Source organism: Citrobacter sp. L55 (assembly GCF_002850715.1).
Taxonomy (GTDB): domain Bacteria; phylum Pseudomonadota; class Gammaproteobacteria; order Enterobacterales; family Enterobacteriaceae; genus Citrobacter; species Citrobacter braakii.
Genome location: NZ_KZ559400.1, coordinates 102,453 through 123,160, shown reverse-complemented (window position 1 = coordinate 123,160; position 20,708 = coordinate 102,453). Strand labels below are relative to the sequence as shown.

Genomic DNA, 20,708 nt, shown 5'->3' with positions numbered 1-20,708 from the left:
CTGCAACTCGAATTATTTTGTGTAAAGAATATATCCTTTCAATGATAGTGGATCGGTTCGATAATGCTTTTGAGATCGTGCTCTTAGCGCAAAAAGGAGATTAACCATGCAGTTTTCGACTACCCCTACGCTGGAAGGGCAGAGCATCGTGGAATACTGCGGTGTTGTGACTGGCGAAGCCATTTTAGGCGCGAATATCTTCCGCGATTTCTTCGCCGGCATTCGCGATATCGTCGGCGGTCGCTCCGGCGCGTATGAAAAAGAGCTGCGTAAAGCGCGTGAAATTGCTTTTCAGGAGCTTGGTGAACAGGCAAAAGCGCTCGGTGCTGATGCGGTAGTCGGTATCGATATCGATTACGAAACCGTGGGCAAAGACGGTAGCATGCTGATGGTGAGCGTCAGCGGCACCGCGGTGAAAACTCGCCGATGAAGCGTCTGCTGTCTCTGCTGGCATTAACGCTGCTGCTGGTAGGATGTGCTGGCGAAAAAGGGATTGTCGACAAAGACGGGTATCAGTTAGATACCCGTCGTCAGGCGCAGGCTGCTTACCCGCGCATTAAAGTGCTGGTTATCCATTACACGGCCGATGATTTCGACTCTTCTCTGGCTACGCTGACCGATAAAAACGTCAGCTCGCACTATCTGATCCCGGCAGTGCCGCCGCTCTACCACGGCAAACCGCGTATCTGGCAACTGGTGCCGGAAAAAGATCTGGCCTGGCATGCGGGGATTAGCTTCTGGCGCGGCGCTACGCGAATTAACGATACCTCGATCGGCATTGAGCTGGAAAACCGCGGCTGGCAAAAATCGGCGGGCAGCAAGTATTTTGCGCCGTTTGAACCCGCGCAAATTCAGGCGTTAATCCCCTTGGCGAAAGATATTATTGCCCGTTATGACATAAAACCACAGAACGTGGTGGCCCATGCGGATGTCGCACCGCAGCGCAAGGACGATCCAGGTCCGCTGTTTCCATGGGAAGAACTGGCCGCTCAGGGAATTGGCGCGTGGCCGGATGCTCAGCGGGTGGCGTTTTATCTTGCCGGGCGAGCGCCCGATACACCGGTAGAAACCTCATCATTGCTCGATCTGCTGTCGCGCTATGGTTATGAGGTAAAACCTGAAATGACGCCGCGTGAACAGCGGCGGGTGATTATGGCCTTCCAGATGCACTTCCGCCCGACCTTGTGGAACGGCGTGGCGGATGCAGAAACTCAGGCGATTGCCGAAGCGTTACTGGAGAAATACGGGCAGGGTTAACGCGGCAGCTTGCCGTGGTCACGCAGCCAGGCCGCGGTACGCTCAATCCCTTCATCCAGCGTCACAACGGGCTGATAACCTAATTCTTCCTGAGCGCGGGTGGTATCCAGCGTAAAGTCAAAATTCAGCTTCGAGACGCCGTAATGCGTAAGCTTTGGCTCTTTCGCGGATTTATTGCCTAACCGCTCCATGCTGCGGGCAATCATGTCCAGCATCGGGTAGGGCACGGAGCGGATACGGCAATCAATATTTAGCTCGTCGATAAGTTTCTGCACAATACTGCGCAGGGTGCGATGCTCGCCGTTGGTAATGTTGTACGCACGACCCGACGGCAGATTATCGCAGGCTTGCTGACTTGCCAGCCACATCGCGTGCACCGCATTCTCGTAGTAGGTCATATCCACCAGCGCACTTCCGCCGTGCGGCAACAGAATGCTGCCGTAGTGGTACATCATATGGGCCAGGCGCGGGATAAAAACTTTATCGTGTGGTCCGAACAAGCTTTGCGGACGCAATACCGTAAAACGGGTCTGCGGGTTGGCCTGTGTCAGCAACGCAATCACATCTTCGCCAGCCGCTTTACTGCGGGCGAATTCATTGGCGAAGCGTTGGGGGCGGAAGTCCTCTTTGATATCGCGATGGTGGTGATAATCAAAATAGAGCGACGGTGATGAGATATGAATGAAGTTACGAACGCCCCAGGCCACGGCCCACTCGCCCAGACGGCGGGTTGCGCGAACGTTGGCCAGATCGAAGGCTTCCTGAGTTCCCCATGGTGAGGTAAAACTGGAGCAGTGCCACAGCGTATCGATACCGGCGAGCATCACTTTTGCCTGCGAAGAGACCAGCTCGGTCAAATCGGCATGCACAAACTCTGCGCCCATTTTCTCCAGCAGCTTGCCCATCGCTTCGTTGCGACCGGTAGCTCTGACGCTGACGCCTTTGCTGCATAAAAACTCAACCGCGTTTCGGCCTAAGCCGCTGGTGGCTCCGGTAACCAGTACCTTCATATCAATCCACTGTGTTTAAAAAACGTCGTGCGCATTCTTCCGTGAATTTCGTCTGTATGCAATGGGAAACATGAAAGAATACAGGCTCTTTTTATCATGAGTCTGTGATTTGTTCTGCAAGTTTAGCAATACGCTTCGCCATCCCTCTGAAAATGAACAGATGCGCCGGGATCATCAGCAGCCAATAGAAGAGGCCTGGCATGCCGTGCGGATGCCACCAGGCGCGGACATCAATGCGTCGCTGGTCGCCTTTATCTTCCAGCGTGAAGCTCAGTCGACCCAATCCTGGCGCTTTCATCCCAAACAGCAGCGTCAGCTGTTTTTCTGGCTCAACGATGATCACTTTCCAGCTATCAACGGTATCGCCAACCTGCAACAGAGAGTGTTGCGGTCTGCCTTTCGCCAGCTTATGGCCGACCAGCAGGTCCAACGCCGCGCGCGTTTTCCATAAAATATTGCCAAAGAAATAGCCTTCTTTGCCGCCGAGGCGATTCACCACCTGCCACAGCGCCTGCCGACTGGCGGAGGTTTCAACGCTAAAGCCAGCTTGTTTAGCGAAATAGCCATATTCGGGGCGCCAGCGGGCAAATGCCTGCGCGTCGTAACCCCAGTCGCTGGAATTGACCAGCTTTTCTTCTTCTTTCAACGTGCTGCGCACCGCGTCATCAAAGGCAATCAGCTTTTGCGGGATCAGCGTGCGTAATTCGGTGTCATCGGCCAGCAGGTCGTGTTTTAACCCCTGTATCAGCGCTTTTGCCGTGGTCGGCGGCACTGACGTTATGACGTTCAAAAACCAGACCGAAATCCAGCGGGTAGGAAAGGGGACCGGGATGAGCAGGCGATGTTTACCGCTGAGCGCCATAAAATGCTCGAACTGCTCCTGATAGCTCAATACCTGCGGCCCGGCGGCTTCGAGTACGCGGTGTTGGCGTGTAGGATGATCCAACAATGCCACCAGGTAGTACATTAAATTCTCCAGCGCGATAGGCGTGGTACGCGAGCGCACCCAGCGCGGAGGGGTGAGTACCGGCAGGTTGTAGACCATGTCGCGCATCACTTCAAAGGCGGCAGAACCTGCCCCTACGATAATACCAGCGCGCAATTCGGTCATCGGCACGCCTGATTCGCGCAGGGTGTCCGCGGTTATCTGTCGCGCACGCAGATGATCGGATTGTTCATGCCGGGGAGCCTGTAATGAGCTCAGGAAAATAAGCTGTTTGATTGGCGTATCACGTAGCGCATCGCGCACGTTCATTGCTACCTGGCGCTCATGGGCGATAAAATCACCGCCTTCTCCCATGCCATGGACCAGGTAATAGACCGTATCAACGCCGGTCAGCAGCGGCGTTAGGTTATCTGGCCAATTCAAATCGACCTTATGGCAACTGACGTTGGCCAACTGCTGCTTTTCCAGCCGCTCGATGCGGCGTGCCGCAGCCAGCACCTGATGCCCTTGCTGACTGAGCGCCTGTACCAGATGCTGACCAATGTAGCCACTGGCGCCAAGAACCAAAATCCGTTGCGGCACGCCCATCTCCTTAGCGGGTTAAAAAAGCGCGCCAGTGGGCGACGACTTCAGCAAGCTGTTCACGCGATACGTCCAGATGCATCACCAGACGCACAATCGGCGAGGCGTTAATCAGCACGCCTTGCGCTTTCATGTACTCGCCCAGTGCCGCAGCGTGTTCTTCGCCAACGCGGACAAACAGCATGTTGGTGTCGTGGCGCATGACGTCCGCTCCTGCTTCGCGCAGTTGTTCCGCCATCCAGGCGGCGTTGTCATGGTCTTCTTGTAAACGCGACACGTTATTTTTCAGCGCATACAGTCCGGCCGCCGCCAGAATACCGGCCTGACGCATTCCGCCACCGGTCATTTTACGCCAACGAATGGCGCGCTTGATGTACTCGTGGCTGCCGACCAGCAGTGAGCCTACCGGCGTTCCTAAACCTTTGGAGAGACAAATGGTGAACGAATCGCAGTATTGCGTGACATCTTTTAACTCACAGCCATAGGCGACGATGGCGTTAAAAATACGCGCGCCGTCGACATGCAGCGCAAGATTGCGCTCACGGGTGAATTCCCAGGCCTCTTTCAGATACTCGCGTGGTAGCACTTTGCCGTTGTGGGTGTTTTCCAGGCTGAGCAGACGCGTGCGGGCAAAATGGATATCGTCCGCTTTGATTTTTGCCGCCACTTTGTCCAGCGGCAAAGAGCCATCCGGCATGGCGTCGATAGGTTGCGGTTGAATGCTGCCGAGTACCGCTGCGCCACCCGCTTCGTAGAGATAGTTATGCGCGCCCTGACCGGCGATATACTCTTCCCCGCGCTGACAATGGCTGAGGAGAGCCACCAGGTTCGCCTGAGTGCCTGTGGGTAAGAAAATTGCGGCTTCTTTGCCAGCAAGCTCGGCTGCGTATTGCTGGAGGGCATTAACGGTAGGGTCATCACCGTAGACGTCGTCCCCGACCGGGGCGGCCATCATCTCTTCGAGCATGGCGCGACTTGGTCGGGTGACGGTATCACTGCGTAAATCAATCACGGGCATTCCTTTTTAAGTGAGGTAATGCCCTCTGTTTTACCTGAGCCAGTTAGTTTTCGCCAGTTCGATCACTTCATCACCGCGCCCGCTGATGATTGCGCGCAGCATATACAGGCTAAAACCTTTAGCTTGTTCGAGTTTGATCTGCGGCGGGATCGCCAGTTCTTCTTTCGCGACGACCACATCGACCAGCACCGGACCGTCAATCGACATCGCCCTTTGCAGCGCTTCATCAACCTCTGAGGATTTCTCCACGCGAATGCCCGTGATGCCGCAAGCCTCGGCAATCCGTGCGAAATTTGTATCGTGCAGTTCGGTGCCGTCGGTCAGATAACCGCCAGCTTTCATCTCCATCGCCACAAACCCCAACACGCTGTTGTTGAAGACAATAATCTTCACCGGCAGCTTCATTTGCACAACCGACAGAAAATCGCCCATCAGCATGCTAAAACCACCGTCACCGCACATTGCGACAACCTGACGTCCCGGTTCGGTCGCTTGTGCGCCGAGCGCCTGCGGCATGGCATTAGCCATCGACCCGTGGTTAAACGAACCGATCAGACGGCGTTTACCGTTCATTTTCAGATAACGTGCCGCCCACACCGTTGGCGTGCCAACGTCGCAGGTGAAGATGGCGTCGTCAGCGGCAAAATGGCTGATCTGCTGCGCCAGATACTGCGGATGAATGGCTTTATCGCTGGGTTTGGCTAAATCATCCAGCCCTTTACGCGCCTCACGATAGTGTTCCAGCGCTTTATCCAGGAACTGCCGATCGGTTTTTTCTTCCACCAGCGGCAGCAGGGTGCGGAGTGTGGATTTAATATCGCCTACCAGCGCCATATCAACTTTACTGTGCGCGCCAATGCTCGCCGGATTGATATCAATCTGAATAATCTTGGCGTCGGTGGGGTAGAACGGGCGATAGGGGAACTGGGTACCGAGCAGGATCAGCGTGTCGGCATTCATCATGGTATGGAAGCCGGATGAAAAGCCGATCAGCCCGGTCATGCCCACGTCGTAAGGGTTGTCGTACTCAACATGCTCTTTACCACGCAGGGCGTGCACAATCGGCGCTTTTATTTTAGCAGCAAACTCAACCAGTTCTTTATGCGCACCGGCGCAGCCGCTGCCGCACATCAGGGCGATATTGCTGGAGTAGCGTAGCAGTTGCGCTAGTTTTCTGAGCTCTTCTTCTTCCGGAGTGACCACCGGGAGCGGCGCATGATACCAGTGAGTGCTGGCGCTTTCTGGTGCTGGCTTCAGCGCAACGTCGCCGGGTAATACCACCACGGAGACGCCGCGGTTGAGCACCGCTTTACGCATGGCAATTGCCAGCACCTGTGGGATCTGTTCAGGGCTGGAAACCAGCTCGCAATAGTGGCTACATTCGCGAAACAACTCTTGCGGGTGGGTCTCCTGAAAATAACCGCTGCCTATCTCACTGGATGGAATGTGTGCAGCAATTGCCAGCACCGGGACGTGGTTGCGGTGGCAATCAAACAGGCCGTTAATCAGGTGCAGGTTGCCTGGCCCACACGAGCCTGCGCAGACGGCCAGTTCTCCCGTCAACTGCGCTTCAGCTCCCGCGGCGAAGGCCGCAACCTCTTCATGACGTGTTGGCATCCAGTCAATCGTTCCCATACGATTCAGACTGTCACTAAGGCCATTTAGCGAGTCACCCGTCACACCCCAAATGCGTTTAACGCCAGCTTGTTCGAGTGTTTTAGCAATAAAAGCGGCAACCGTTTGTTTCATGGTTTTCCTTCTCCTTTAATGTGATACCGGTTACAAGTTTAGATGAAGATAATAGTTATGCTTATCATTACCTCTTATTTCCGGCAGGTTTCATTAAGCCTGTATTAAGCGTAGTTTGTTATTGGACATGGTGAAACAAGGAATAAATTCAAATGGTTATAAAACTATTAAATACAGTTAACCGGGTGCTGACTCATGAAGATTTTGGCAAGTTTTTGTTACGTATTGCCGTGGGGGGATTAATGCTGTTTCATGGGCTGCATAAACTGTTCGCGGGTATTGATGGCATCAGTGGCATGCTGATAGCGAAAGGTTTCCCTGGCTTTATTGCGTATGGCGTTCTGCTGGGAGAGGTTGTGGCACCGTGTCTGATTATTCTTGGGATCCTGACGCGTCCGGCGGCGTTGGGGCTGGCGTTTACGATGGTGGTGGCATGGCTGATGGTCGGGATGGGTGAAACCTGGTCACTGGATAAAACCGGCGCATGGGCAATTGAAAGTCTGGTGTATTTCTTCATCGGCGCTCTGGCCGTGGCATTTTTGGGCGCGGGGCGTTTCTCCGTTGCCGGAAACTCGGCCTGGCGATAGTTTGCCATCCGAGAATCAAGACAGAGGCGGGGACGCGATAACCTATCTCCGCCTCGCCATTAAGTCTGGCCGCTAATCCATCTCGTCACTGCTCCACAGTTTGTGCCGACGTCTCAGTGCACGTTGCGTCAATGCCTTTGCCATCGCCGCACCTATTTCAGCGCTAACCACCAGCCCCTGAATAAAGGGACGGTCGTGCATCAACCACGGCAGTCCGCCAAAGGCGATGCGGTTGCGGGCGTTTTCCGGCGCTTGCAGCGTGTAATCTTCGCCGATATCCGGGATCTCATCGCCACAGGCCAGCAGTTGATCGCGTAGCGTTGGGAACGGAATATCTTTGCTCTGCAATGCCCGTTGTCCTCGGGCGTCAATAAATACATCAAATTCACTGCGCTGACCGTGGTGGTAAATGACCGTCCTTTCCTGCTCATTTGTACGCTCATAATCCTTGCCGAGTGCGAGGATCTCAATCAGCCCGGCATCGTGCAGAGCCAGCAATCGGCGGATAGATTCAGACGGGATTGCCGCATAGTTATCAATAAAGACGCGCGCCAGTCCGCGCCTGAAACGTTTTTCGTCGCGAGCATCAAGATGAGGAACGATCTCTTCAATAACCTCATGGAGGCGCAATAAGGTATAGCGCCAGGCGACGGTATGTTGTTCATGCTTGTTGCGCTCAACCTCCACCAGGTTACGCCTCGCCCAGTCAAAAGGGTCATGCTTGAGCCTGTCGGCAAAATAGACCTCGGGGAATGTGTCGGCGTTAAGCGTTGCAAGTGCAACCTGTTGGCACCACCCAGGGGCCGCGTCTTGCAGTTGTTGCACAATAAGCCGGAAGATGCGGTCCAGTAATCCGTTTTGGCCCTCGGCAATGGCGTTTTCAATCGCTTCTTGCGTCACGATATTCAGCGGTTCATAGGGAAGAGGGCAGTAAAAATCCGCTTCAGGCAGCACACCGCTGCGCGACATCAGGGTCAGCTTCAGGTTTTGGCTGTCGGGTTTACGCGTGAACTGCAGTGAATGGTCGGTATTGGTGGTGAAGTTACCATGCTGACTGACCACGGCCATCGCCGCGTCGATAGCGCTTAGCGAGGTGCCCAGAATACCCACCCTGCAAGCGCTAATCCGCGCCTCCATCAGGCCGGTCCACGGACTGGGGAAAAACTTGCGTGCCTGAGCATCAGTTTCTGGCCACAGATGACCGCTGGCGATAGCGGCGAAATCCACTTCGACGGGCTGTGACGCGTGATTGATCCACAGGGAGACCCCAGTCGGGTTTGCTTGCAGGTCGGTGACTTTACTTGATTCAAATACGCGAATTGTGAACCCGGATCTTTGCGCTTTATCGACGATGGCTAAAAAACGATCGCGATAATAGTCGCCGAGGATCACCCGGGGCAAAAATTGCCGCTCATGCAACGATGTACGTTCAAGCCGAAACTGCGCCAGGTATTCATCGCTTTGATTCTGTAGCCACGTCAGATAACTGATATAAATCGGCGGGATCTCAATGCTGGCTATATTGGCCAGCATGTGGTCTGCGTTGTTGTCGCTGTTATAAGGCATGCCTATGCCAGCTTCCTCAGCTTGCTCATAAAGCTGTATCTCCAGCGGTTCACCGCGCTCAACGAGGGCATGAAACGTATAAATTCCGGTGGGACCTACGCCGACGATGGCCACTTTTTTCATGGGGATCCTTTGTAGAAAGTTCGACGTGGTAGTCGGGGTTTTGCTTAACCTGTGCCAGGTAAGTGTGGTCGATAATTCGCGGGAAGAGGGCGGTATTTTGCCTCGGAGGGTGAAAAAATCGGAATTTTGCAGCGTCTGACAGCATAAAAAAAGGCCACCCGATATAACCGGGTAGCCTTTTGTACATCAGATATCGGCCAATTACGCCAGCACTAAATCACCCTGCGGATGACAGGAGCAAGCCAGCACATAACCTTCAGCAATTTCTGCGTCGGTCAGCGTCATGGTGCTACTGACCGTGTAGTTACCGTCAACCACTTTGGTTTTGCAGCAGCCGCAAACGCCCGCACGGCATGCGGCGACAACCGGCACTTTATTGCTTTCCAGCGCTTCCAGCAGCGTACTGCCTACCGGCGCATAAAACTCTTTTGCCGGCTGCAGTTTGGTGAACTTCAGACCGCTGGTGGCGGCTTCAGCTACCGGGGTGAAGAACTGCTCTTTAAAGAAGCGTGTCACGCCCAGCGCGTTGACTTCTTTCTCGACCAGATCCATATACGGAGCCGGGCCGCAGGTCATCACGGTGCGCGAAGCCAGGTCCGGTACGCTTTGCAGCAGTTCGGTGGTCAGTCGGCCGGAAACAAAACCGTCAGTGGCATTGTTTTCAGCAACTAAGGTCACCGGATACTCGCGCCATTCGTCGGCAAAAATGACATCTTGCGGTGAACGGACGTTAAAGATCACCTGCACATCTGCCTGTGGGCGGTATTTTGCCAACCAGCGACGCATTGACATGATTGGCGTGACGCCACAGCCAGCGGCCAGCATCAGGAACCTGTCTTCCGCTTTATCTTCACAGGTGAATTCACCCATTGCATCGGACAGCCAGATATAGTCGCCGCGCTTCACGTCGCGGGTTAACCACTGTGAGCCTGCGCCATCGTCAATGCGGCGGATGGTCAGCGTGATGTATTCGCTAACGCCAGGCGTTGAAGAGAGGGTGTAAGCACGCAGCGTGTCCGCTGAATTACGCACGCTGACCAGTGCATACTGCCCGGCGCGGTACGGATAATAGTCGTGGCACAGCAACGAAATTGTCCATACATCCGGCGTTTCCTGATGGATGTGATGAACCTGCATCCGCCATGGGCACTGATGAGTTGGCATTGTCATTCTTTACTCCTTACGCGCTCAGCAGTTGCTTCATGTCTTCTTCAACGGTGGTCACGGAACGCAGACCGAACTTCTCGTTGAGAACTGCCAGCAGGTCCGGCGTGAAGAAGCCAGGCGCAGTCGGGCCAGTGACGATGTTTTTCACACCCAGAGACAGCAGGGTCAGCAGAATGACAATCGCTTTCTGTTCGAACCAGGAGAGCACCAGAGACAGCGGCAGATCGTTCACGCCACAGCCCAGTTTCTCAGCCAGGGTTACCGCCAGGATGATGGCAGAGTATGCATCGTTACACTGACCTGCATCGACCAGACGCGGCAGGCCTTCGATATCGCCGAACTCCAGTTTGTTGAAACGGTATTTACCGCACGCCAGAGTCAGGATCAGGCAGTCGTCCGGCACGCTGGTGGCGAAGTCGGTGAAGTAGTTGCGTTCGCCACGCGCGCCATCACAACCGCCAACCAGGAAGATGTGACGCAGTTTTTCGCGGCTTACCAGGTCGATCAGGGTATCAGCCGCGCCCAGCAGAGTCTGACGACCGAAACCAACGGTGATCAGGTGCGGAATTTCGCTGTACGGGAAGCCCGCCATCTGCTGAGCCTGAGCGATTACCGGAGCGAAGTTGTCGCCTTCGAGGTGGCTTACACCCGGCCAACCGACGATGCTACGAGTCCAGATACGGTCATCGTAGGCGCCAACGGTTGGGTCGATGATGCAGTTAGAGGTCATTACGATTGGGCCCGGGAAGCGGGCAAATTCAACCTGCTGATTCTGCCAGCCGCTGCCGTAGTTACCGATCAGGTGTTTGAACTTACGCAGTTCCGGGTAGCCGTGCGCCGGCAGCATTTCACCGTGGGTATAGACGTTAACGCCGGTACCTTCGGTCTGCTCCAGCAGGTTGTACAGATCTTTCAGGTCGTGACCGGAGATCAGGATGCACTTACCTTCGGTTGCTTTGACGTTGACCTGAGTTGGCGTCGGGTGGCCGTATTTAGTGGTTTCGCCAGCATCCAGAATGCTCATCACTTTGAAGTTCATCTGGCCGATTTCCATTGAGCACTCCAGCAGAGCGTTCATATCGGAAGGCCAGGTTCCCAGCCATGCCATGATTTTGTGGTACTGAGCGTAGATGTCGTTGTCGTACTGACCGAGAACGTGCGCGTGCTCCATGTAAGCTGCCGCACCTTTCAGGCCGTACAGGCACAGCAGACGCAGGCCGAGAATGTTCTCGCCGATGGCTGCTTTATCTTTGTTCGGGGTAAATTCAGCGGCCTGACGTTGCAGGTCGCCCAGATCGTCGCTGACCAGTTGCAGATCGGCCATCGGGTTAGCGACCGCTGCGTTCGCGTCGATGTTCAGGCATTGCGCTTTCAGGGCGTCGCGCATGGCGATAGCTTCACGGGCATAGCCAACAATACGCGGGGAATCGAAGTTAACGTTGGTCAGCGTGGAGAAGAATGCACGCGGCGCAAAGTTATCAACTTCATGGTCGATGATGCCGTATTCACGTGCCTTAACAGCCCATGCAGACAGACCTTGTAGGGAAGCAATCAGCAGATCCTGCAAATCGGAGGTTTCAGCCGTTTTACCGCACATACCCTGCGCGTAAGAGCAGCCGTTTCCTGCCGGAGTACGGATGGTTTGTTCACATTGCACACAAAACATGGTCACACCTTTTAAAGTTATATTTAATATACATGTTTAAGGTTATGCCTGTGCGCGAAGGGATAAAAGGGATTTCTGCTACAACTTGCAGGGAGATTGATTTAGCGCAATTTTGGCGGTAGATGACTACCGCCAGAGAGGTATTTGTCCTGACTTTAGGCGGAGAAAAACGCCATCAGCAAAGGCACTAACAGACTCAGAATAAAGCCGTGGACGATGGCTGCCGGAACCATCTCCAGACCGCCGCTGCGTTGGAGCACCGGTAAGGTGAAATCCATTGATGTCGCGCCACATAGCCCCAGCGCGGTTGAGCGGCTGCGGCCCACCATTCCAGGAATCAACATAATGGCAATCAGCTCGCGGGCCAGGTCATTAAAGAAGGCGGCGCTACCAATCACCGGCCCGAAGGATTCGGTTAACAGAATACCGGACAGGGAGTACCAGCCAAAACCAGACGCCATCGCCAGCGCGGTTTTCAGCGGCAGGCCGAGGATCAACGCATTGATAACCCCCGCCAGCATCGAACTGGCGACGACGACCACCGCAACAATCATCCCCCGGCGATTCAGCACAATTTGCTTTAAGGTCATACCGCTGTTGCGCAGTTGAATCCCGACCAGGAACAGTAAAAAGATTAACGTATATTCGCTGGCTTCGGTGGCGTGCTGCAGAATAGGAAGACCGGTGAGGCCGAGCAGAAAACCCACGACGACGACGCCACAAAGCTGGAGCGACTCAAGCGCCATCGCAATTCGCGAGGGTAGCTTTTCTTGCTTGTGGTTATGTCGCCAGGGCAGCGAACGCTCCAGCCAGAACAGCGCCGCGATATTACACAGCAAAATGACCGTCACGCTGACCGCAGAATAATGAAGAATGGCTAACAGGTTGCTGGCGAGATTATCCAGAAACGCCAGGCTGATGCCCATAAAAAAGAGAATAAGGTAGACGATCCAGCTCAACAGGCGATTGATGAGTTTTAATGCAGCCCTGTGCCGAAGCGGAATAAGGTAGCCCACAATAAGGGGAATCAGAATGATTAACAGCCCTGAAAACATGAAAACCAGATCCTTGCTGAGAGTAAGACGAAATGCGCCAGCACACACTACTCAATGCAATGAAGGGAGTAAAGTTGCAAATAAAAGGAAATATAGCGGGGAAAAAAAAGACCTGACTTGCGCCAGGCCTTTTTTGTTATCGATTAATCGCGTTTTTCCAGCAGAGTGCGGTAAATAAGACCGCCGAGGACCCCACCGATAATCGGCATAACCCAGAAGAACCACAATTGCTGTAATGCCCAGCCGCCCTGGAAGATGGCTACAGCGGTACTACGTGCCGGGTTAACGGAGGTGTTGGTAACCGGAATACTGATCAAGTGGATCAGGGTTAACGCCAGACCAATCGCAATAGGTGCAAAACCTGCCGGAGCATGTTTATCGGTCGCACCGTGGATCACTAATAAGAAACCAGCGGTCAAAATAATTTCAATTACGACGGCAGACATCATTGAATAGCCGCCAGGTGAATGTTCACCAAAGCCGTTCGAGGCAAAACCACTGGCAGTTGCGTCAAAACCAGCTTTACCGCTGGCAATAAGATACAGTGCCGCTGCTGCAACAATACCGCCCACAACCTGAGCGATAACATAACCAATAACGTCTTTTGCCGGGAAGCGACCGCCCGCCCATAAACCGAAGGTCACCGCCGGGTTAAAGTGTCCGCCGGAAATATGACCTACGGCGAATGCCATGGTTAATACGGTCAAACCAAACGCCAGCGCGACACCGGCAAATCCAATACCCAACTCCGGGAATGCTGCGGCCAGAACTGCGCTACCGCACCCACCAAAGACGAGCCAAAACGTACCGAAGAATTCGGCTGCTAATTTCCTGAACATAACCACCTCAATTAAAAGTTCCGGGTTCGTGTTCCTTACCCGGTAATTCATCGCTAAAAGGGACGATGATGAAAGAGCCGGTATTTTAGAAAAAAACATCATCCCTTCGCCAGTTAAATTGATGAAAAAATTTGATTTAAGGCAATATGTTGTGATTCCTTTTTGAATATTGGATGAATGAAGCATAGTTCAATTAGCAAAACGGCGATGATTGAGTTCTGAAATAATATTCCGGGGAAAACATAAGAAGAATATTCTTATATTTTTTGATTTCTGCGACTAACCTCCTGATCATATCGGGTGTCCTGAGCGCCCGCTTGCCGTTATACTCCTGATAACTTGAAGGAAAAAGTTAGCATTTCCGGAGGCTATATGATTCTCGAACGCGTTGAGATTGTTGGATTTCGTGGTATTAACCGTCTGTCGTTGATGCTGGAGCAAAGCAACGTGCTGATTGGGGAGAACGCGTGGGGTAAGTCCAGTCTGCTGGATGCTTTAACCCTGTTGCTGTCGCCGGAAACTGATTTGTACCACTTTGACCGCGAAGATTTCTGGTTCCCGCCGGGCGATATTCAAGGCCGGGAACATCATCTGCATATCATCCTGACGTTTCGTGAGTCTCAACCAGGTCGCCACCGCGTGCGCAGGTATCGTCCTCTGGAAGCCAGCTGGACGCTGTGTCAGGATGGCTATCACCGCATTTTCTATCGACTGGAAGGTGAATGTGCGGACGACGGTAGCGTTCTGACGTTACGCAGTTTTCTGGATGGCGAGGGCCATCAGCTTCCCCTCGACGACATTAACGATCAGGCGCGGCACCTCGTGCGTTTGATGCCAGTACTGCGCCTGCGTGACGCGCGTTTTATGCGACGGATCCGTAACGGGACGGTGCCGGATTCGGCGGATGTCGAAGTGACCGCGCGGCAACTGGATTTTCTGGCACGTGAACTGGCTACCCGACCGCAAAACCTGACAGATGGGCAGATACGTCAGGGGTTATCGGCCATGGTACAGCTATTGGAACACTATTTTTCTGAGCAAGGTTCCAGTCAGTCCCGCTATCGTCTGATGCGTCGACGTTCCAATAACGAACAACGTAGCTGGCGCTATCTGGATATTATCAACCGTATGATTGATAGACCGGGCGGACGCACGCACCGCGTGATCTTGTTGGGATTGTTTTCGACGCTGTTACAGGCCAAAGGTACGCTGAGGCTGGATAAAGACGCCCGGCCGTTACTGTTGGTAGAAGATCCTGAAACGCGTTTACATCCGATTATGCTGTCGGTTGCCTGGCACCTGCTGAATTTGCTTCCGCTGCAACGGGTGGCGACCACCAACTCAGGTGAGTTACTGTCCCTCACCCCCGTGGAACATGTTGTCCGCCTGGTGCGTGAGTCTTCCCGCGTCGCCGCCTGGCGGCTTGGGCCAGGTGGGATCAGCGCAGAAGATGGTCGGCGTATTGCCTTTCATATTCGTTTTAACCGTGCATCGTCGTTGTTTGCCCGCTGTTGGCTGCTGGTGGAAGGCGAAACGGAAACCTGGGTCATTAACGAACTGGCCCGCCAGTGTGGGCACCACTTTGATGCGGAAGGTATCAAAGTCATTGAATTTGCCCAGTCCGGCCTTAAGCCGCTGGTTAAGTTCGCCCGCCGGATGGGTATCGAGTGGCATGTGCTGGTTGATGGTGATGAAGCCGGGAAAAAGTATGCCGCTACGGTGCGGAGTTTGTTGAATAACGACAGAGAAGAAGAGCGCGATCATTTAACCATGCTTCCCGCGCTGGACATGGAACACTTTATGTATCGCCAGGGGTTCGCTGACGTATTCCACAGGGTGGCGCAAATCCCCGAAAACGTGCCCATGAATATGCGCAAAATTATCTCGAAGGCGATTCACCGGTCGTCAAAACCAGATTTAGCCATTGAGGTGGCGATGGAAGCCGGGCGGCGCGGCGTTGACGCGGTGCCAACGCTGCTGCGAAAAATGTTTTCCCGCGTGCTGTGGTTGGCACGCGGCAGAGCGGATTAGTTGCGAAACATCGACGACAGCTGCGAGTGGATGCTGTCCAGTAACTGGTAGCGACGGCGGTATTCCGCGCGTTTTTTGCTGGCAATGTCCGCTTCGCTTTTTCGCGCCATTGTGCGTGGGATATGGTAATAGCCGTGACTGTCGCACTCACCGCCAACCGACTCCCAAAATGCGTTGTAGTCGGAAAGTATCACCTTGTTTTTATCGTGGTAACGCGGGCTGCGAAAGATATGCTGTTCATTACTGACAGCCAGAATTTGTTTAATATTCAATTGTTCTGCAAAACAGCAAATGGCTTCCATCACAATACGTTTAGGGAAAATCCCGTAGCATGATTTGGTCGCTTTTTGAATTTCTTCATGTGGCAGTAATCGACTGCCTCCCTGTAACCCGCCAATAAACAGTGTGCTGCTTCCTTGATAATTGCACAGCGTAAACGTCATTTCCGCTAAAGTCTCGCCAGCGCTATTGCGTACCAGAATGGTACTTTCACCTTCTTTATCCAGTGAGATAAATGAGCCCAGTATTACGCTAAATATTTCGCTATTTTTGCCTTCAATTTGTGCCAGTTGTAATCCATCCGCACTTAAATAAGCTTTATATTCAGTGGCTGAAAAAGAGCTGCGGATAGCATTGTAATGAAAACGCACAGCATCCAGTTTCATTTTCCGATCAAGGTTTTGTGCGAGATAGGCGCGATGTAGGCGAACCGGCAGACGAGGCTGGCGTGCCAGTACGCTATCGAGATCAGGCCATTGCGCCAGTTCAGTCATCCATTCATGCATTAATCGTGGCATAAGCGCTGAGCGCAACAAAAACTTACGACGGAAGCTACGCTGATGCCAAAATTTTCCAGGGCGCCAATGTCCGGTCATCAGGCTACAAAAGAGGCTAAAACTTGTGGCGGGTTTTGAAGAATGAAAAGTGCTGTCAGTTAGCTGGCTCATAATAACAATCCGATGGATACTCTGGTACTAATTTCAACACAGCGGATCTTAACCATTCATCAATAACTCTGTTATTCTTGCGTTTTTCAACGGCTATTTATTTAACGTTGATGTTTACCACTCCACTCTGGTGGACGTATTGGGGGAAATTGGGACATTTATGAAGCTCAAGGGAAAAATCAAAAAGCGCTATTTTCTCTTCGCCATCATCATTATTGTGGCGATAATTGCACTTTGGCGAACGCTTAATGCGCCTTTACCTCAGTATCAAACGTTAATTGTTCGTCCGGGCGATCTGCAGCAAAGCGTACTGGCAACCGGCAAACTGGATGCGTTGCGTAAAGTTGACGTCGGGGCGCAGGTAAGCGGGCAGTTAAAAACGCTGTCGGTCGCCATTGGCGACAAAGTAAAAAAAGATCAACTGCTTGGCGTTATCGATCCTGAACAGGCGCAAAACCAGATTAAAGAGGTTGAAGCGACGCTGATGGAATTACGCGCTCAGCGTTTACAGGCTGAAGCCGAGTGGAAACTGGCGCGGGTAACGCTTTCCCGTCAGCAACAGCTGGCGAAAACCCAGGCTGTCTCGCAGCAGGATCTCGACACGGCGGCTACTCAGATGGCGGTCAAACAGGCGCAAATCGGCACAATTGATGCGCAAATTAAGCGTAATCAAGCCTCTCTCGATACGGCAAAAACCAACCTTGATTACACCCGCATCGTCGCGCCAATGGCAGGCGAAGTCACGCAAATTACTACCCTTCAGGGGCAAACCGTTATTGCTGCCCAGCAGGCACCTAACATTCTGACATTGGCAGATATGAGCACCATGCTGGTGAAAGCGCAGGTTTCCGAGGCGGATGTGATTCACCTGCATCCCGGGCAAAAGGCCTGGTTTACCGTACTGGGCGATCCTCAGACGCGCTACGAAGGTAAGCTCAAAGATGTTCTTCCGACGCCAGAGAAAGTGAATGATGCAATTTTCTACTATGCTCGCTTCGAAGTTCCCAACCCGAAAGGGATCCTGCGTCTGGATATGACCGCGCAGGTCCATATCCAGCTCACCGATGTGAAAAATGTCCTGACGATCCCGCTGTCGGCGCTGGGCGATCCTATTGGCAACAATCGTTATAACGTCAGGCTGCTGCGTAACGGCGAAACCCGTGAACGTGAAGTGGTTATCGGCGCGCGTAATGACACCGATGTGGAGATCGTGAAAGGGCTGGAAGAGGGGGATGAAGTCATCACCGGTGAGGGCAACGCTGGAGCGCCAAAATGACGGCATTGCTTGAACTGAGCAATATCCGCCGCAGCTATCCGTCAGGCGAAGGTCAGGTCGAGGTATTGAAGGACGTATCCTTGAGCATTCAGGCCGGGGAAATGGTGGCGATTGTCGGGGCGTCTGGCTCGGGTAAATCGACGCTGATGAATATTCTCGGCTGTCTGGACAAACCCACCAGCGGTACGTATCGGGTTGCCGGGCGCGATGTCTCCACGCTGGATAGCGATGCGTTAGCCCAGCTGCGTCGCGAACATTTCGGTTTTATCTTCCAGCGTTATCATTTGTTGTCGCATTTAACCGCCGCGCAAAACGTTGAGGTGCCTGCAGTCTACGCTGGCACCGAACGTAAGCAGCGCCTGGCCCGTGCGCAAGAACTCCTGCAGCGACTGGGTCTGGGCGACAGAGTCGACTATCAGCCTTCCCAGCTTTCCGGTGGTCAGCAGCAGCGGGTCAGTATTGCGCGTGCGCTGATGAACGGGGGACAGGTTATCCTCGCCGACGAACCCACCGGCGCGCTGGACAGCCATTCAGGCGAAGAGGTGATGGCGATTTTGCATCAGCTGCGCGATCGCGGGCATACGGTGATTATCGTCACTCACGACAGCCAGGTTGCCGCACAGGCCGAACGCGTCATTGAAATTCGTGACGGCGAGATTGTGCGCAATCCGCCGTCGCACAAACCCTCTACCGGGCGCGATATCGCGGAGCCGACGGTGAAAACGGCGTCCGGCTGGGGGCAGTTTGTCAGCGGTTTTCGCGAAGCGCTCACTATGGCCTGGCTGGCAATGGCTGCGAATAAAATGCGAACGCTACTGACCATGCTTGGGATCATCATCGGTATTGCTTCGGTGGTGTCGATTGTGGTGGTAGGCGATGCGGCTAAACAGCTGGTGCTGGCAGATATTCGCGCTATTGGCACCAATACCATCGATATCTATCCAGGCAAAGATTTCGGCGACGACGACCCACAATATCAACAGGCGCTGAAGTATGACGATTTAACGGCGTTACAGAAGCAGCCTTGGGTCAGTTCGGTGACGCCTGCGGTGTCGAAAAACCTGCGGCTACGCTATGGCAATATCGACGTGGCCGCCAGTGCTAATGGCGTTAGCGGCGACTATTTCAACGTCTATGGCATGACGTTTAGCGAAGGGACCACTTTTAACGCTGAACAACTGGCGGGGCGCGCTCAGGTGGTGGTGCTCGACAGCAATACCCGCCGTCAATTGTTCCCCAACAAAGCGAAAGTTGTCGGCGAAGTTGTGCTGGTGGGGAATATGCCTGCCACGGTGATTGGTGTTGCAGAAGAGAAACAGTCGATGTTTGGCAGTAGCAAGATCCTGCGGGTCTGGCTGCCTTACAGCACCATGTCCGGGCGAATTATGGGGCAGTCGTGGCTGAACTCGATCACCGTGCGGGTGAAAGACGGTTTTGATAGTGCCCAGGCTGAGCAGCAGCTCACCCGACTACTGACGCTACGCCACGGCAAGAAGGATTTCTTCACCTGGAATATGGACGGTGTCTTGAAAACCGCCGAAAAGACCACACGTACATTACAACTCTTCCTGACGCTGGTGGCCGTGATTTCGCTGGTGGTCGGTGGGATTGGTGTGATGAATATTATGCTGGTTTCGGTAACCGAACGAACGCGCGAGATTGGCATTCGTATGGCGGTTGGCGCCCGCGCCAGTGACGTACTGCAGCAGTTCTTAATTGAAGCGGTGCTGGTGTGTCTGGTTGGCGGCGCGTTGGGCATTAGCTTGTCGATGCTGATCGCCTTTACGCTTCAGCTATTCCTGCCTGGCTGGGAAATAGGTTTCTCACCCGTAGCCTTATTGACGGCGTTTCTGTGTTCGACTGCGACCGGGATTTTGTTTGGCTGGCTACCGGCGCGAAATGCGGCGCGGCTGGATCCGGTAGATGCTCTGGCGCGGGAATAATACCATCGAGATAAAAATGCCAGCCGCAAAGGCTGGCATTTTGACTGCGGGATGTACACAATGAAACAGAAGAGCTATGCGACAGCTTCTGCTTCAATGACAGGCACGATGACACTGGCATGATTGCCTTTTGGCCCCTGGTGGACATCAAACTGGACAGATTGTCCGGCTTTTAGCGTTCTGTAACCATCCATCTGAATGGTGGAGTAATGGGCGAAAATATCTTCGCCGCCGCCTTCGGGGCAGATGAAACCAAACCCTTTGGCGTTGTTGAACCACTTAACAGTACCCGTTTCCATGCTTCGACATCCTTCGTAAATCTTATATAAGTAAGATGGAATGAACCGGTGGCGGAGTGGGGGCTGTTCAAAACCTCGCCAACTCTCGAAACTACAATTTAGAGAAATCAGGCGAGGCGTCAAGCGCCAGACTGACGGAATAGGGTAAAAATGCATCAAAATTTGAAGCAGTTAACGCTATTGTCGGTTATGTGACAGATGTCGCGGATGGCACTAATAGATGATAGTTATCTAATACTTGAGGTAGATTGATTGTGCGCATAGGCTGCTTGTCAGCGGCAAGATTTTCTGCCGGAAACCGTAACTGAAGATGACGACTGACAATGGGTAAGACTAACGACTGGCTGGATTTCGATCTGCTGGCGGAAGATAAATTGCGCGACGCGCTAAAACCGCCATCTATGTATAAAGTGATATTAGTCAATGATGATTACACTCCGATGGAGTTTGTTATTGACGTGTTACAAAAATTCTTTTCTTATGATGTAGAACGTGCAACGCAACTGATGCTTGCCGTTCACTATCAAGGTAAAGCGATTTGCGGCGTATTCACTGCCGAAGTGGCTGAAACCAAAGTTGCGATGGTGAACAAGTATGCGAGGGAGAACGAGCATCCGTTGCTGTGTACGCTAGAAAAAGCCTAAATG

18 protein-coding genes are annotated in these 20,708 nt (G+C 53.3%); 7 read left to right on the top strand and 11 right to left on the bottom strand.

Annotated elements, in window-relative coordinates:
* The first annotated feature begins 106 nt into the window (after positions 1-106).
* Positions 107-430, top strand: coding sequence for a heavy metal-binding domain-containing protein (locus tag B9P82_RS05060; RefSeq protein WP_001160725.1), 324 nt, complete (start codon positions 107-109; stop codon positions 428-430).
* Positions 427-1,257, top strand: a complete 831-nt coding sequence (locus tag B9P82_RS05055; RefSeq protein WP_016156948.1) for an N-acetylmuramoyl-L-alanine amidase — start codon at positions 427-429, stop codon at positions 1,255-1,257. Before B9P82_RS05060 ends, B9P82_RS05055 begins: the two co-directional genes overlap by 4 nt.
* Here the strand turns inward: B9P82_RS05055 and B9P82_RS05050 are convergent.
* The 4 genes from B9P82_RS05050 to poxB all read right to left on the bottom strand — a co-directional run bounded on the left by B9P82_RS05050 (position 1,254) and on the right by poxB (position 6,562).
* Complete coding sequence (locus B9P82_RS05050) at positions 1,254-2,267, bottom strand: NAD-dependent epimerase/dehydratase family protein (protein WP_016153664.1); 1,014 nt, start codon at positions 2,265-2,267, stop codon at positions 1,254-1,256. The two genes, B9P82_RS05055 and B9P82_RS05050, sit on opposite strands and share 4 nt — an antisense overlap.
* Before the next feature lie 94 nt (positions 2,268-2,361).
* The gene (locus tag B9P82_RS05045) at positions 2,362-3,795 is read right to left on the bottom strand and encodes an SDR family oxidoreductase (protein ID WP_101700142.1); all 1,434 of its coding nucleotides are present in this window, start codon (positions 3,793-3,795) and stop codon (positions 2,362-2,364) included.
* Positions 3,796-3,805: 10 nt separating this feature from the next.
* Complete coding sequence (gene ltaE, locus B9P82_RS05040; RefSeq protein WP_016153662.1) at positions 3,806-4,807, bottom strand: low-specificity L-threonine aldolase; 1,002 nt, start codon at positions 4,805-4,807, stop codon at positions 3,806-3,808.
* A 36-nt stretch (positions 4,808-4,843) separates the two neighbouring features.
* Positions 4,844-6,562, bottom strand: a complete 1,719-nt coding sequence (gene poxB / locus B9P82_RS05035) for a ubiquinone-dependent pyruvate dehydrogenase (RefSeq protein ID WP_016156946.1) — start codon at positions 6,560-6,562, stop codon at positions 4,844-4,846.
* A gap of 152 nt (positions 6,563-6,714) precedes the next feature.
* Here poxB and B9P82_RS05030 point away from each other — a divergent pair, with 152 nt between their 5' ends.
* Complete coding sequence (locus B9P82_RS05030; protein ID WP_016156945.1) at positions 6,715-7,149, top strand: DoxX family protein; 435 nt, start codon at positions 6,715-6,717, stop codon at positions 7,147-7,149.
* A 72-nt stretch (positions 7,150-7,221) separates the two neighbouring features.
* Here the strand turns inward: B9P82_RS05030 and B9P82_RS05025 are convergent, their stop codons facing one another.
* The 5 genes from B9P82_RS05025 to aqpZ all read right to left on the bottom strand — a co-directional run bounded on the left by B9P82_RS05025 (position 7,222) and on the right by aqpZ (position 13,565).
* A complete protein-coding gene (locus tag B9P82_RS05025; protein WP_101700053.1) occupies positions 7,222-8,838 on the bottom strand; it encodes an FAD-NAD(P)-binding protein in 1,617 nt (538 codons plus the stop codon).
* A 201-nt stretch (positions 8,839-9,039) separates the two neighbouring features.
* A complete protein-coding gene (gene hcr, locus B9P82_RS05020; protein WP_016153658.1) occupies positions 9,040-10,008 on the bottom strand; it encodes an NADH oxidoreductase in 969 nt (322 codons plus the stop codon).
* Positions 10,009-10,018: 10 nt separating this feature from the next.
* Positions 10,019-11,671, bottom strand: coding sequence for a hydroxylamine reductase (gene hcp, locus B9P82_RS05015; protein ID WP_016153657.1), 1,653 nt, complete (start codon positions 11,669-11,671; stop codon positions 10,019-10,021).
* A gap of 155 nt (positions 11,672-11,826) precedes the next feature.
* Positions 11,827-12,726 carry a LysO family transporter gene (locus tag B9P82_RS05010; protein WP_019077194.1) on the bottom strand — a complete coding sequence of 300 codons (900 nt, stop codon included), beginning with the start codon at positions 12,724-12,726 and terminating at the stop codon, positions 11,827-11,829.
* 143 nt (positions 12,727-12,869) lie between these two features.
* Entirely contained in the window at positions 12,870-13,565 is a 696-nt protein-coding gene (gene aqpZ / locus B9P82_RS05005) for an aquaporin Z (protein WP_046275429.1), read from the bottom strand.
* A gap of 372 nt (positions 13,566-13,937) precedes the next feature.
* On the opposite strand from aqpZ, the gene B9P82_RS05000 reads away from it, so the two are divergent.
* Positions 13,938-15,596, top strand: a complete 1,659-nt coding sequence (locus B9P82_RS05000; RefSeq protein WP_016153655.1) for an ATP-dependent endonuclease — start codon at positions 13,938-13,940, stop codon at positions 15,594-15,596.
* Here B9P82_RS05000 and B9P82_RS04995 read toward each other — a convergent pair.
* Complete coding sequence (locus tag B9P82_RS04995) at positions 15,593-16,543, bottom strand: VirK/YbjX family protein (RefSeq protein ID WP_016156939.1); 951 nt, start codon at positions 16,541-16,543, stop codon at positions 15,593-15,595. The genes B9P82_RS05000 and B9P82_RS04995 overlap by 4 nt on opposite strands.
* A 160-nt stretch (positions 16,544-16,703) precedes the next feature.
* Between B9P82_RS04995 and macA the strand changes: the two genes are divergently transcribed.
* Both macA and macB read left to right on the top strand, forming a co-directional pair.
* Entirely contained in the window at positions 16,704-17,819 is a 1,116-nt protein-coding gene (macA, locus tag B9P82_RS04990) for a macrolide transporter subunit MacA (RefSeq protein ID WP_016156938.1), read from the top strand.
* On the top strand, positions 17,816-19,762 hold the full coding sequence (macB, locus tag B9P82_RS04985; protein WP_016153652.1) for a macrolide ABC transporter ATP-binding protein/permease MacB: 1,947 nt from the start codon (positions 17,816-17,818) through the stop codon (positions 19,760-19,762). The genes macA and macB overlap by 4 nt, the downstream gene beginning before the upstream one ends.
* A 74-nt stretch (positions 19,763-19,836) precedes the next feature.
* Here macB and cspD read toward each other — a convergent pair whose 3' ends face one another.
* The gene (gene cspD / locus B9P82_RS04980) at positions 19,837-20,061 is read right to left on the bottom strand and encodes a cold shock-like protein CspD (RefSeq protein ID WP_003036813.1); all 225 of its coding nucleotides are present in this window, start codon (positions 20,059-20,061) and stop codon (positions 19,837-19,839) included.
* A 323-nt stretch (positions 20,062-20,384) separates the two neighbouring features.
* Between cspD and clpS the strand changes: the two genes are divergently transcribed.
* On the top strand, positions 20,385-20,705 hold the full coding sequence (gene clpS, locus B9P82_RS04975) for an ATP-dependent Clp protease adapter ClpS (RefSeq protein ID WP_003036810.1): 321 nt from the start codon (positions 20,385-20,387) through the stop codon (positions 20,703-20,705).
* Positions 20,706-20,708: the final 3 nt, after the last annotated feature.